Origin of the sequence: Neobacillus sp. D3-1R (genome assembly GCF_052180215.1) — a bacterium.
Taxonomy (GTDB): domain Bacteria; phylum Bacillota; class Bacilli; order Bacillales; family Cytobacillaceae; genus Pseudoneobacillus.
The window spans coordinates 2318584-2331898 of sequence record NZ_CP197471.1; the positions used below are offsets into that span (position 1 = coordinate 2318584).

Sequence of the window (13315 nt, forward strand, 5' to 3'; positions counted from 1 at the left end):
CTATCTTAACATATTTAGACTAGAACATGAAAAGAGAGAGCTTGTCTTTTAGCTCCCTCGTTACTTTGATTATTCGTATTTGTTTTCCTGTGCATGTGCCTCATCTTTAATCTCTGCTCGGAATGAATCAATACTTTCACGACGTCGTTCATTTTTTGCTTCGATTTGGGCGCGTTGTGTATCATCATTTGCATATTCTAATGACTTCTCTGCTTCCTCCATGTTTTGAATCGTATGAAAAATCATGGATTGAAGCTTTTCTACGTTATCAGAACGATCGTCCGGATTTGGCTTATTGTTGTATGTCATATTTCTTCCTCCCATAAAGATAATGCATTACAGAAGTAGTATGTGAAAAAAATGATTTTATCACACAGATAAATTTTGGAATAAAGAAAAGCGTAAGCACCTTGGTAAGCCCCGACAAGCAAATGTTCTCTCGCGTAAGAAGTCTGAACTTTGACTTCTTACGCGGGAGGTTATTTGACCAAGGAAGAAGTGATTTTTCTTCTTCCATCGAGGGGCTAGGCAGGAAGAAATGAATTGCTTTTCTTCCCAGCTGGAGCTAGACAATTTTCGAGGTCCCAAAAAGTTATGCTTTCTTACCAAATAAGAAAAGCGTTGCGCCAGTTATAATAAAAGAACAATGCACCCGCTAACTATTTGATAAAAAAACCTCACTAGACAATGGCTAGTGAGGTTTGAGTCATGTAATAATTATTCACCTTTAGTTTGAATGACTTGTGCATGTTCTCCTGATGTATCCTGCATTTGTTTGCCTTTATTTCCACCAAAGCCTCTTGATTGAGTACCAATATGGTCTGGCTTAAAACGCTTTGGATGTTGTCCTTTCATATTTCCCATGGTTATCCCTCCTCAATAGGAGTATGCCCGCTTTAAGAAGGACTCATGTTTGGAATTGTATGGTTACTCCGCTTTGCCTAGTCTCTTCTCTTCAATTCTTTCCTCAATTCTCTCCATAGCATCTCTATCCTTCATAAGCTGGCGCTTATTTTCTAATACAAGTTCAGCAAACGAACGTTTTCTTGGTTTTCTCAAGGTAATCACCATCCTTATCTCTATAATATCAGTTATTATTTCCAGAAACGCTCTTAATTATTACAACTTTTTGAAAATTTAGGCCTTAAATAAAATACAGTTTATTTTTGAAATAATTTATTGAAATAAATGCTCATAATAAAAAAAGAACTCAACGAAATTGTTAAGTTCTTTCCCACATCATTTTAATTTAGACGTGTAGTTCTTCATATTGTCATAGGTCATAGCTCCAACATGTTTTCCTTGAATAACACCTTTTGTATCAATAAAATAGGTGGTTGGAATGGAGACGACTTGGTAGTCAGCATTAACTAAGTCTTCATCATCTAAAGGGATGGTAAAGGTAATTCCCATATCATCCACAAATTTTTGTACATCTAATTGCGGATCGATGTTAACAGCAAGAATAATCACTTCATCTCCAACTTCTTCGTGAAATTTTTGCATCTCTGGCATTTCAGCTTTACATGGCGGACACCATGTTGCCCAAAAATTTAAGATAACCTTTTTTCCTCTAAGCTCTGATAGCTTAACGGTTTTTCCATCTAATGTCTTTAATTCAAAATCAGGCGCCTTATCTTTTATTTCAGTACCCGTTTTATTTGTTACAGATGATTCCGGTCGGTCCATAGCTTGTACAATAGCCACTGTAAACAGGACAATTAAGACAACTGCTGCTATTACCTTTTTAACCATTGCTGCTTCCCCCTCAACTGTTGTAAGAAGTCCATTTACCCTATATTAACAAGGAAAAGATAGTTTGCACAACGTAGAAACTAGTTATAAATGTGACGAATCCGTAAACATTCATTTAATATAACCACTGATGATCGAAAAGGTGTACAAAATAGACAAAAAGGGACTAACAGTTTAGTCCCTTTTTTATCTATATCTATTTTATTAGATTCGCTATTGCTTGTGTTACTTTCTCCACAATCGTATCAATATCCTTTGAGGATAAACTTCGTTCAAGTGGAGGAGTCACTTTTTCAGCTTGTTTGTTCGTCATTACTCCATCAGGAGACTCTCCCGTGATTCCAAGCTGGGTCTTTAAAGCAAGGAGTTTCTCAACATTGGCAAAGGAAAGTTCTCGATCTCCATTCATTTGACGTGCAATCCAATTTACCTTGGCACAGAATTCGAGTGATTCCATACGGAAATATGCTTGGTCGAGAGTAGCTCCCCATGTTAATGCACCGTGATTTTCTAAAAGAGCACCGTTATGATTGTGAATATGTGGACAGATAGACTTTGATAGTTCATCTGTTGAAGGTGTTCCATATTCCGCAATCGGAATGCTTCCAAGAGTCACAATCGACTCAGGCATTGTGGCTTGATTTAAGGGTATTCCTGCAATAGCAAATGCCGTTGCATAGGGTGGATGAACATGCACGACCGAATGAATGTCCGGACGTTCCTTATATACCTGTAAATGTAATTTTATCTCAGACGTAGGCTTGCAAACGCCCTCCAGTACATTTCCTTCACTGTCGATTTTAATCAACATTTCAGGAGTCATAAACCCTTTACTAACCCCTGTAGGAGTGACCAAAAAGGTGTTCTCATCGACACGTACCGATATGTTGCCGTCATTAGCAGCCACAAACCCTTTATCATAAACCCGTTTACCGATATCACAAATTTGTGTTTTTAGTTTAATTTCCGAAATCATAATTTCCCTGCCTTCTCATTATCCTATTGAAATAGCTTTGCTAATTCCTCTTGGTAATTACCTTTTATAACACCTTTTTCTGTGATGATAGCTGTAATATTTTCTGCCGGTGTTACGTCAAAAGCAGGATTAAATACTTTAACTCCTTCTGGTGCCGTAAGTTTACCAAATCCCTCCGTAATCTCTTGGGACCCTCTCTCTTCAATCGGTATTTCATTACCGTTTTTCGTTGAAAGGTCAACTGTAGAAAGCGGAGCAGCTACATAGAATGGAATATTGTGAGCCTTTGCTAATAATGCTACTCCATATGTCCCAATTTTATTGGCAACATCTCCATTTGCTGCAACACGGTCACAGCCAACAATAACCGCTTGCACCAAACCTTTACTCATCACCATTGCGGCCATACTATCTGTTATAAGAGTCACATCGATACCTGCCTGCATCAATTCCCAAGTAGTTAAACGAGCACCTTGTAACAATGGTCTTGTTTCATCTGCAAACACCTTAATATCCCAGCCTTTTTCCTTTGCTAAATAAATCGGCGCTAAAGCTGTTCCATATTTGGCTGTCGCTATCCCACCTGCATTACAATGTGTTAAGATTCCCATGCCATCTTTAAAAAGTGTAAGAGCATGCTCGCCAATGGAGCGACAAACTTCCTCGTCCTCTTGTCGAATTAAATGGGCTTCTTGTTCTAATTTTTCTTTAATTTTGGAAACAGGAAGGTCTTTTTCTTTTAACACCCTATCATTCATTCGCTGTAAAGCCCAAAATAAATTAACCGCAGTAGGTCTTGATGATGCTAAATACTCAGAATGCTTCTGAAACTCATGGTAAAAAGATTCAAAATTTTCTTCACTTACATCCCTAATTCCAAGTAAAAGTCCATAAGCCGCTGCTATCCCTATTGCAGGTGCGCCTCTTACCTTTAATTGTTTAATGGCATCCCATGCATCCTCAATACGTTCTATTTGAATAAATTCAGTTATATTTGGTAGTTTGGTCTGATCTAAAATGGTTAAGATTCCATTTTCATATGAAACGGATTGTAAAAAAGCTTCGGTCATGACTATTACTTGCTCCTCTCTCACTCGACAATCTCCGATATACTTGCTCATTTTAACATGAAAAATATCGATGAGAAATAAAAGTTTAAGAAATGTGAATAATTGCTACTATTTTGACTACTTACGATAATTTCTTCTTTAATTGGAGAAGCTGTTTAAATTGCGAATCTAATTCAGAGTATTTTGCATCTGATGGAGTCAGAAGACTTAATTGACCAAGGATCGTTGTTAATCGATTATCAATAATCAATAATTCTTCCTCTTTTTTCTTTGTATCCTGGTCCACATTTTTATAATGTTGGTATTCAGCTAATGTTTTTTCAACCCGTTTGATGCGGTTTTGTTCAAACACTAATAAAGTATCACAAACACTATTAATAAAATAATAATCATGTGAGACGGTCAAAATCGTCCCCTTAAAATCTTTAAGTGTGCTTTCTAATTGTTCACGACTGGGGAGATCAAGATGATTAGTTGGTTCATCTAGGATTAATATATCGTATTCCTTTAGTAACATATCAACTATTTTCACTCTAATTCTTTGTCCTAAACTTAATGTCTCAATTTTTTTATCTACGATTTCTCTAGGTAAACCTATATTCGAAATCAATGTTCTTGCTGAGAATATTTCATCTCGATTAAGGTTACCAAATGACTCTAGTACGGTTTGCTCTGGATTTAGATCTAATAAATCTTGACTCAAGTATGCCAATTTTAGATTGGGACTTTTCCAAAGCTCACCATTGCTTATTTCTTCTTCACCCAGGAGCATACGTATTAAAGTAGTCTTACCACAACCGTTTGGTCCAATAATCCCTATCTTCTCCCCAAACTTTATATAAAACTGGCTGTTATGAAATAGTGATTTGCCGTTAAATGATTTGCCTATATTCTTTGCTTCGACGACTCTTTTTCCTTTTTTACCTTCCGCTTGAAATTGAAAGGCTAATGAAGGATCATCTTTCGGCTTTAGGATTTGTTTTTTCTCTAACTCTTTTTCTAATCTTTTCATTTTGGATTTCACTTGATTATCCATTTTCTTTGCTTTTTTACGATTGTATTCCTTAAATCCAATTTGTCTTCTTTCAGAAGGACTTCCACCTTTTGTTGATTCACGATGGGCTTTATCTGACCATGTCCGTAATTGCTCCATTTGATTCTCTATTTTTTGCTTGTATCTTTGCTGTTCTTCATAATGATGCAGTTGTATTTTTTTACGAAGATCTTTTTCATGACGATATTTCGTGTAATTTCCCGTATATTCATTTATTTGACCATCATCTAGCTCGATAATGCTTGTGGCAATCTCATCTAAAAAATAACGGTCATGAGATATAATGATTACTGGGCCTTGAAAACCTTTTAATTCATCAATAAGCCAGTTTATACCCTGTAAATCAAGGTGATTCGTTGGTTCATCCAATAATAAAAAATTCGGCTTAGAGTTCCATATTTGGGCTAAAACAATTTTTAGTTTCTCTCCACCACTTAGATGATGAAAACGATCTTCCTCCCAATTGTGGACCTTATCGAGTCCTAAATGACTAGTCACTTCCAAATATCCTTTATTATCTAATTCCAATAGCCCTTTTTGATAATCAAATAATTGATACTCAACCGATTGTGTTAAATAGCCAATTTTTAATGATTGAATGGTTTCTATTGTTCCAGAGTCAGGCTGTGATTTACCGGCAATAACATTGGCTAAAGTCGTTTTACCGGTTCCATTATAACCAACCAAGCCAATTGTAGCGTTCTCTGCTATATCAAAATGAACATCATTTAATACATCAACTTCTCCAAAACTCTTTTTTATATTTCTTATTTTCATCACGTTCATATATGTCACCTCAAGCATTTATTAAAAAATAAAAACCTCTTCAGAAACCTGAAGAGGTTAAGAATGCCTTTATGACAAAAAAATCACACCAAAATAAGACGATATGCCTAAACAAGCACAATCGTTTTTTCACGTGTATGGAAAAAGGGCAGACTAATCCTATTCTTCAAGTTCCTGAATGTTCGATTATTCGAATCATCATTTGAAAAATAAGATTATAACTTCATTCCCCTTTTTTCATCCCTTTCTTGTATATGTAACATAAGTATAAATTTGGTAAAGAAATAAGTCAATAAAAAACCACTCTACACATTGTAGAGTGGTTTATAGACTAGAATAGGTGATTACGCTTTTAATTTTTCACGTAATACCATTGGTAAAATTCCACCATGACGGTAGTAGTCGATTTCAACTTCTGAATCGAAACGTACAAGAACTTCGAACTCCTTCTTGTTACCAGCTTCATCAGTTGCTGTCACTTTTAGAAGGTCGCGTGGTCTTACATTTTCGTCAACTTGAACATCGATTGTTTCTTTTCCAGTTAATCCTAAAGTATCAGCGTTTTCGCCTTCTTTAAATTGAAGAGGAAGAACACCCATTAATACAAGGTTAGAACGGTGGATACGCTCAAAGCTTTCAGCAATAACGGTCTTGATTCCAAGAAGGTTAGTACCTTTTGCTGCCCAGTCACGAGAAGATCCCATACCGTAATCTTTTCCTGCTAATACAACTAGACCAGTGCCATCTTGTTTATACTGCATGCAAGCATCATAAATAGATGTTACTTCGCCAGTTGGCCAGTAAGTAGTGACTCCACCTTCTGTACCAGGAGCGATTTGGTTACGAATACGAATGTTTGCAAATGTTCCACGCATCATAACTTCATGGTTACCACGACGAGATCCATAAGAGTTAAAGTCACGAGGCTCTACACCGTTTTCTAATAAATATTTTCCAGCTGGCGTGTTTCTTCCAATAGAACCTGCAGGAGAAATATGGTCAGTTGTTACAGAATCACCGAATTTTCCAACTACACGAAGTCCTGATAAAGGTTTAACTTCACCTGGTTCTGCAGATAATCCTTCAAAGAATGGAGGATTTTGGATATATGTTGATTTATCATCAAATGTATATAAAGGTTCATTGCTAGTTTTGATTTCGTTCCAACGAGCATTGTCTCCAAATACATTTTCATATTCTCTACGGAACAACTCAGGAGTAACGGTTTGTTTAACAACATCAGCCACTTCAGCAGTTGTTGGCCAGATTTCTTTTAAGAAGACGTCATTACCATTACGATCTTTACCGATTGCTTCTTTTTGTAGGTCAATGTTCACGTTACCTGCAAGAGCATAAGCGACTACTAATGGTGGTGAAGCTAAATAGTTTGCTTTAACAAGCGGGTGAATACGGCCTTCGAAGTTACGGTTACCTGAAAGAACAGATGTTACAAGTAAGTCGCTTTCAGAAACAGCCTTTTCGATTTCATCCTTTAATGGACCAGAGTTACCGATACATGTTGTACATCCATATCCAACAAGGTTGAAGCCTAATTGCTCTAAGTATGGAAGTAATCCAGAATCACGAAGATATCCAGTTACAACCTTAGAACCAGGAGCTAAAGATGTTTTAACAAATTTAGGTACCTCTAAACCTAATTCCACTGCTTTTTTCGCAACTAGACCCGCACCTACAAGTACATATGGGTTAGAAGTATTTGTACAGCTAGTGATAGAAGCGATTGCAACTGCTCCAGTCTTCATAACCGTTTGGTCACCGTTATTGAATTGAACAGTTGTCTCTCTGTCAAGCTCAGCATCTGTTAAACCAAATCCTTGGTTTCCTTGAGGTGCACTTACAGCTTTAACAAAAGTATCTTTCATTTGTGATAAAGGAATTAAATCTTGTGGACGCTTAGGACCAGAAAGATTTGCTTCAATTACAGAAAGATCAATTTCAATTACATCAGTGTAAACAGGTTCAAAACTTGGATCAAAGAATAATCCGTTTTCTTTACAATATTGTTCAACCACTTGAACTTGCTCTTCATCACGGCCAGTTAAACGAAGGTAATCAAGAGATTCTGCGTCAACTGGGAAGAATCCACAAGTTGCACCGTATTCAGGAGCCATGTTAGCAACTGTTGCACGGTCAGCTAATGGTAATGATAAAACCCCAGGTCCGAAGAATTCAACGAATTTACCTACTACACCTGCGCTACGTAATACTTGAGTTACTTTTAATGCTAAGTCAGTTGCTGTTGCACCGTTTGGAAGTTCTCCAACTAATTTAACCCCAACAACCTCTGGTACTGGGAAGTAAGATGGCTGTCCAAGCATTCCAGCTTCTGCTTCAATACCACCAACACCCCATCCAAGAACACCGATACCGTTGATCATCGTTGTATGAGAGTCAGTACCTACTAATGTATCCGGATAAGCTTCAAATTCACCATCTGCTGTTTCAGCAACATGAACAACATCAGCAAGAAACTCTAGGTTTACTTGGTGAACAATACCTGTTGCAGGTGGAACAGCGCGGTAGTTATTGAATGCTTTTTGTGCCCAGCTTAGGAACTGATAACGCTCAGCGTTACGTTCAAATTCTAACACCATGTTAGCTTCTAAAGAATCTGGCGTTCCGTATTGGTCAACCTGAACAGAGTGGTCGATAACAAGATCTACAGTCTTTTCAGGGTTAATTTTATCAGGGTCTCCACCCATATCAGCCATTGCTTTACGTAAAGAAGCAAGGTCTACTACTGCTGGTACACCTGTAAAATCTTGAAGAATAACACGAGAAGGCTTAAATGGTACATCTACTTCCTTCAACTCGTCTGTTCCCCATTTAGCTAAATTTTCCACGTGTTCCTTAGTAATAACACGACCATCTTGTTGGCGAAGTACAGATTCAAGTAACACTTTAATTGAATAAGGTAATTTTGATACATTTTTAATTCCTGCATCTTCTAAGGCCGCTAATTTGTAATAATGATAGCGTTTGCCGTTTAGTTCAAATGAACTGCGTGCATTAAAAACATCTTTAGACATCTTTCTTACCCCCTTGACAATATGTACACATAAAATATATGAAAGGTCGAAAAGTTAGAATATTCCCATCCATCCTTACTTTTCTTACAATTCTTATCTTAATACAACCAATTACATAAGTAAATAACAAGTATGTTATAGTTTTTAATAAGTTTTTCTTATTATAAATAGTAGAAAATAAGGTTAAATCAATAAATCGTGAAGTTTTTCATATTTATTTATAAAGGAAAACCATTTTTGTACTAAAACATTTTTCCATGTAACCTTTTTTTATCGAAGGATATGCTAATACCATTAGGAGATGAATCTCCTATATCGTCCTTTAGTGAAAGATAGGAGGAATTTTAATGGGTAAACGTAAAGCAAATCATGTTATTCCAGGGGCAAATGCAGCAAGTGCTCAAGGAATGGGTGCTGGATATAATCAGGAATTTTCCAATGAACCTTTAACCGCCGCTCAGAAATTAAATAATAAAAAGCGGAAGAAAAATCAGTAATCTGGGAGGTCTCCTTAAATGGAGACCTTTTTTGTTTTTATTTCGTAAAAATAACCCCCACAACACGTGGAGGTTATTTTGTTCCCTCTATTTGAAAAAGATAAATTTTTATTCATCCATATTGACTTCATTAACCATTTGTTGCAAATCTTGCTGGAATCTTTCTAATTGCTTTCTTTGGTGTTCAGAAGCTACTTCTAAGGCGTTTTCAATGGATTGGTATGCTTCATTTACTTCTTGCTTTAAGTGCTTTAACTGATGACCATAACTAGCACTATCACGAACGATTTCATGATAAAGCTCTTGTGCATCCTCTACTCCCTGTTGAGCTGCTTGAAAAGCTTGTTGTTTATCCTTGTGATAAGGCATTTTTATCTCACTCCTTGTTGAATTATGTAACGTTAAATTGTGCAAACATGCGAAAATTATTCAAGGTTATATTGGAATAAAAAAATCGTCGCTTCACATCCTAATTTTGAGGAGGGATAAAAGATGACAAACAAAAATGACAGTAAGGATATGCGTAAAAACGCACCAAAACAATCTGGTCAACCTGAACCGATGAGTGGATCTAAAAAGGTTAAAAACCGAAACCACACAAGACAAAAACACAATTCTCACCATGATATGTAATAAAATCTAAATAAAAAAGCTACAGGTTATTTCGAGTACCTGTAGCTTTCTACTATATAATTGAATTTCCTACTATTTGAAGAGCATTTAGGATTAATTCTTCCTCTTCCGGCTCAACTGTTCGCAGGTCAATAAGTAATTCATCGTTTTGAACCCGTGTCACAATAGCGGGTTGGCAATCAACGCGTAATTTTTTGGCTAGTGCTGCAGAAGACACTCTAGGGTGTTTGATTGTAAGAACAACAGTTGGAAGTTCAACATCTGGCATGGTTCCCCCGCCAACTTGACTTGTACTTTCCATCAAGGCTACTTCATACTCAGGAGCCATTTCCAAAAGCTTTTTTATCAAATCAGTCGCTCTGCTTTTTATTTCCTCTTTACACCATAGCATATCTCTTAAGGTAGGTATGTTCATTCTGCCGTTTTCGCCTTTTAAATAATCAAGTAGAGTTCCCTCCAAAGCTGCTAATGTCATTTTATCTACACGAAGGACACGTGCTAATTGATGCTTTTTGAGCTTTTCCACTAATTCTTTTTTTCCAACAATGATTCCCGCTTGTGGACCACCTAAAAGTTTGTCACCACTAAATGAAACAAGATCAGCACCTAATTCAACGATCCTTTTTACGACAGGCTCGTCCCCTATTCTATGCTGTGTAAAATCATATAAGACGCCACTACCTAAATCCTCATAAAAAATAATATTTTCGTGCTGAGAGGAAAGATTGACTAATTCTTCACTTTCAACAGTTTTAGTAAATCCAATTGTTTTAAAATTAGAGGTATGTACTTTTAAAATCATTTTTGTATGTTCATTTATTGCATTTTCATAATCAAATAAATGAGTTTTGTTCGTCGTCCCCACTTCCACAAGTGTGGCACCACTTTCCTCCATAATAGAAGATATACGGAAAGAACCACCAATTTCCACTAGTTGTCCACGAGAGACAATTACTTCTTTATCTTTAGCTAAAGCCCTTAAAATTAAATACACGGCAGCTGCATTATTATTAACAACCATTGCTGATTCAGCACCCGTTAATACTTTTAGCAATACCTCTATATGTGAATGTCTAGAACCTCTCTCGCCCTCCTCCAACTTATATTCCAAATTGGAGTAATGTCTTGCTGTATCAATCATATGAAAGATGGCGTTTTGACTAAGCCGAGCTCTTCCTAAATTTGTATGTAAAATGGTACCCGTTGCGTTAATAACTCTTTTTAATGTATAAGCATATTGTTGCGTAACATTTTTTTCAAGAAGTCCAAAAAGTTCATCGATAAATGCACCAGAACTTGGATGAGCTCCGGACCAACTTTCGTTTAATAATTGTTCCCGAATCGTATCGACGAGAAAACGCAATTGCTTGGTTAATTCAAGGTCATCAAGTCCTGAATGTTCGAGTATATGTTGAAAAGATTTATTAGATTTTAATTCATGTATTGCAGGAATAAAACGTAGCCACTCTTTCAAATGAAAAACCCCTTCAAATATAGTACTTTTCTAGTATATCACTTTTCTCACCTATGCATATCAGAGGAATATGATATGAAGGAAAGGAGCGTAGAAATGATGAATTCAAACCAAAAGGATGAGATTTTTGACCCAGATAATGAGCTAGAGAAATGGTTGGAATCTCTATTTTTAGATCCAAATACAAGTTTTTTAGATCAAAGCCAATTCCGTATAGATTTATATGACTCTGAAACAGAGATGATTATTGAGGCGCTTCTTCCTAATTATTCTTCTGCAAATATCACTATTTTCATAAATGATTCACATATAATTATTAAAGCTTGTGAATCTTCTGGCCAAACAAGAGAAAGAACTGTCACCTTTCCCTTTGTGATAAACGCCCAAAAGGTAAATGCAACTTATTCCAATGACATACTAGAAATATCTATATCCAAAAAACAGCAAGTACAACCTAAAAACCGCCAAATAACTTTAACATAATAACGCATTAACGTGCCGGGGGTCAGACCCCCGGCACGTTAATGCGTTATTGTGATGATGTCATAGTGTTTCTATTTTTTGAATTAATTCTTGCGTATTTGGGAAAATACCTGTATCCAATTTAGAATAAATTTTGTTTCCATTTACCGTAACTTCGAACGCTCCTCCTGAAATAGGGACTAGTTCTAGCTTTGTTACATTGTGTCGGAAATGAGTAAATAGCGCTTCCGCGAAACTCGCGACTTTTGGTGCATAGTTTCACTTCATGCAGAATTCGACTTTTACTTCATACGTGCTCATTTATTTTCACTCCTACATCATATTTCACGAATATTCCAATATTGTGAATGTATTGTCATTTTAGTATATGTAATATTTTGTGGCAAATATTTTGTTTCTATTAGGTATATGGAGTCATTTAGTTATATACTTGTCCTTGGAGGTGGAAAAAATGAGTGAACATGAAAAAATTCGCCTAACTTCATTATCAACAAAAGCTGGCTGAGGATGCAAAATAGGTCCTGAGGACTTGGCGCAAGTGTTGCGTCTATTACCAAAATTTGATCCTGTTCCAGAATTACTAGTTGGTCATGAGACATCTGATGATGCTGGTGTTTATCAATTAACGGATGATATCGCCTTAATTCAAACACTTGACTATTTTACACCAATTGTTGATGATCCATATATGTTTGGCCAAATCGCAGCAGCAAATGCCTTAAGTGATGTTTATGCTATGGGCGGTGAACCGAAAACGGTTCTAAATATTGTTGGCTATCCGATTAAAAAATTAGGTTCAGAAATATTAGCACAAATTTTGACTGGAGCAGCTGACAAAGTCCATGAAGCTGGCGCAATTACTATTGGTGGTCACTCGATTGATGACCAAGAGCCGAAATTCGGATTATCTGTCACAGGGATCGTACACCCTAATAAAGTATGGAAAAATGTTGGGGCAAAACCAGGCGATGTATTAGTCATAACGAAACCTATAGGTGTAGGAATTCAAACCACTGGTATTAAACGTGGCGCGGTGACAGTTGAACAAGAAAAAATCGTCACTGAAACCATGGCCATGCTTAATAAAACAGCTGCAGAGCTTTTGAAAAATCACCAGCCAAATGCTGTTACGGATGTCACTGGATTTGGACTATTAGGCCATGGCAGTGAAATGGCTCGTGGAAGCAATGTAAGTTTTGAAATCAACCATTTAGATGTACCTGTGTTAGATGGTACCTATCAACTTGCTAAAGATGGGGTTGTCCCAGGAGGGTCGAAGTCAAATTTAAAATGGTTAGAAAATGAGCTTGATTTTGATTCTTTATCGGTGGAACATCAATTGATTTTATGTGATGCAATTACTTCTGGCGGTCTATTAGTGTCTTTATCAGAAGCTGATGCCGTTTTATACATTAACGACCTTAAAGCAAACGGTTTATCCCACGCTTCTATAATTGGAAAGGTAACAGAAGCTAAGGAAAAATTAATTTATGTAAAATAGTAAAGGCTTAACCATATGGTTAGGCCTTTTTCTCTG

14 protein-coding genes and 1 pseudogene are annotated in these 13315 nt (G+C 36.5%); 4 read left to right on the forward strand and 11 right to left on the reverse strand.

Features of this window, described 5'->3' with window-relative positions:
* Positions 1–69 precede the first annotated feature (69 nt).
* From tlp to acnA, 8 genes are all read right to left on the reverse strand, one after another.
* Complete coding sequence (gene tlp, locus ACSBPO_RS11935; protein WP_442600269.1) at positions 70–309, reverse strand: small acid-soluble spore protein Tlp; 240 nt, start codon at positions 307–309, stop codon at positions 70–72.
* 408 nt (positions 310–717) lie between these two features.
* Complete coding sequence (locus ACSBPO_RS11940; RefSeq protein ID WP_442600355.1) at positions 718–855, reverse strand: acid-soluble spore protein N; 138 nt, start codon at positions 853–855, stop codon at positions 718–720.
* A gap of 72 nt (positions 856–927) precedes the next feature.
* The gene (locus tag ACSBPO_RS11945; protein ID WP_442600270.1) at positions 928–1059 is read right to left on the reverse strand and encodes an FbpB family small basic protein; all 132 of its coding nucleotides are present in this window, start codon (positions 1057–1059) and stop codon (positions 928–930) included.
* Between the two features lie 180 nt (positions 1060–1239).
* Positions 1240–1755 (reverse strand): peroxiredoxin family protein, encoded by a 516-nt coding sequence (locus ACSBPO_RS11950; RefSeq protein WP_442600271.1) that lies wholly within the window; start codon positions 1753–1755, stop codon positions 1240–1242.
* 196 nt (positions 1756–1951) lie between these two features.
* A complete protein-coding gene (locus ACSBPO_RS11955) occupies positions 1952–2731 on the reverse strand; it encodes a class II aldolase/adducin family protein (protein WP_442600272.1) in 780 nt (259 codons plus the stop codon).
* 23 nt (positions 2732–2754) lie between these two features.
* Entirely contained in the window at positions 2755–3801 is a 1047-nt protein-coding gene (gene mtnA / locus ACSBPO_RS11960) for an S-methyl-5-thioribose-1-phosphate isomerase (protein WP_442600356.1), read from the reverse strand.
* A gap of 121 nt (positions 3802–3922) precedes the next feature.
* Positions 3923–5641 (reverse strand): ribosomal protection-like ABC-F family protein, encoded by a 1719-nt coding sequence (gene abc-f, locus ACSBPO_RS11965; protein ID WP_442600273.1) that lies wholly within the window; start codon positions 5639–5641, stop codon positions 3923–3925.
* A gap of 344 nt (positions 5642–5985) precedes the next feature.
* Complete coding sequence (acnA, locus tag ACSBPO_RS11970; protein ID WP_442593509.1) at positions 5986–8691, reverse strand: aconitate hydratase AcnA; 2706 nt, start codon at positions 8689–8691, stop codon at positions 5986–5988.
* A 347-nt stretch (positions 8692–9038) separates the two neighbouring features.
* Here acnA and sspO point away from each other — a divergent pair, with 347 nt between their 5' ends.
* Complete coding sequence (gene sspO / locus ACSBPO_RS11975; RefSeq protein WP_442593511.1) at positions 9039–9188, forward strand: small acid-soluble spore protein O; 150 nt, start codon at positions 9039–9041, stop codon at positions 9186–9188.
* Between the two features lie 108 nt (positions 9189–9296).
* Here the strand turns inward: sspO and ACSBPO_RS11980 are convergent, their stop codons facing one another.
* Positions 9297–9557: a DUF2524 family protein gene (locus ACSBPO_RS11980; protein ID WP_442593513.1), complete on the reverse strand. Its 261-nt coding sequence runs from the start codon at positions 9555–9557 to the stop codon at positions 9297–9299.
* A 123-nt stretch (positions 9558–9680) separates the two neighbouring features.
* On the opposite strand from ACSBPO_RS11980, the gene ACSBPO_RS11985 reads away from it, so the two are divergent.
* Positions 9681–9821, forward strand: coding sequence for a small acid-soluble spore protein P (locus ACSBPO_RS11985; RefSeq protein ID WP_442593515.1), 141 nt, complete (start codon positions 9681–9683; stop codon positions 9819–9821).
* A 52-nt stretch (positions 9822–9873) separates the two neighbouring features.
* On the opposite strand, the gene selA is transcribed toward ACSBPO_RS11985, so the two are convergent.
* Positions 9874–11295 (reverse strand): L-seryl-tRNA(Sec) selenium transferase, encoded by a 1422-nt coding sequence (gene selA / locus ACSBPO_RS11990; RefSeq protein WP_442593517.1) that lies wholly within the window; start codon positions 11293–11295, stop codon positions 9874–9876.
* Positions 11296–11391: 96 nt separating this feature from the next.
* On the opposite strand from selA, the gene ACSBPO_RS11995 reads away from it, so the two are divergent.
* Positions 11392–11778, forward strand: a complete 387-nt coding sequence (locus ACSBPO_RS11995; protein ID WP_442593519.1) for an Hsp20/alpha crystallin family protein — start codon at positions 11392–11394, stop codon at positions 11776–11778.
* 60 nt (positions 11779–11838) lie between these two features.
* Here the strand turns inward: ACSBPO_RS11995 and ACSBPO_RS12000 are convergent.
* Positions 11839–11976, reverse strand: a pseudogene (locus ACSBPO_RS12000) (Rdx family protein); the annotation flags it as partial.
* Positions 11977–12229: 253 nt separating this feature from the next.
* On the opposite strand from ACSBPO_RS12000, the gene selD reads away from it, so the two are divergent.
* Positions 12230–13279, forward strand: coding sequence for a selenide, water dikinase SelD (selD, locus tag ACSBPO_RS12005; protein WP_442593521.1), 1050 nt, complete (start codon positions 12230–12232; stop codon positions 13277–13279).
* Positions 13280–13315 lie beyond the last annotated feature (36 nt).

Coding starts and splice junctions, on each gene's coding strand:
- tlp (WP_442600269.1), bottom strand. CDS start 309: ATGACATACAACAATAAGCCAAATCCGGACGATCGTTCTGATAACGTA.
- ACSBPO_RS11940 (WP_442600355.1), bottom strand. CDS start 855: ATGAAAGGACAACATCCAAAGCGTTTTAAGCCAGACCATATTGGTACT.
- ACSBPO_RS11950 (WP_442600271.1), bottom strand. CDS start 1,755: ATGGTTAAAAAGGTAATAGCAGCAGTTGTCTTAATTGTCCTGTTTACA.
- ACSBPO_RS11955 (WP_442600272.1), bottom strand. CDS start 2,731: ATGATTTCGGAAATTAAACTAAAAACACAAATTTGTGATATCGGTAAA.
- mtnA (WP_442600356.1), bottom strand. CDS start 3,801: ATGACCGAAGCTTTTTTACAATCCGTTTCATATGAAAATGGAATCTTA.
- abc-f (WP_442600273.1), bottom strand. CDS start 5,641: ATGAACGTGATGAAAATAAGAAATATAAAAAAGAGTTTTGGAGAAGTT.
- acnA (WP_442593509.1), bottom strand. CDS start 8,691: ATGTCTAAAGATGTTTTTAATGCACGCAGTTCATTTGAACTAAACGGC.
- sspO (WP_442593511.1), top strand. CDS start 9,039: ATGGGTAAACGTAAAGCAAATCATGTTATTCCAGGGGCAAATGCAGCA.
- ACSBPO_RS11980 (WP_442593513.1), bottom strand. CDS start 9,557: ATGCCTTATCACAAGGATAAACAACAAGCTTTTCAAGCAGCTCAACAG.
- ACSBPO_RS11985 (WP_442593515.1), top strand. CDS start 9,681: ATGACAAACAAAAATGACAGTAAGGATATGCGTAAAAACGCACCAAAA.
- ACSBPO_RS11995 (WP_442593519.1), top strand. CDS start 11,392: ATGATGAATTCAAACCAAAAGGATGAGATTTTTGACCCAGATAATGAG.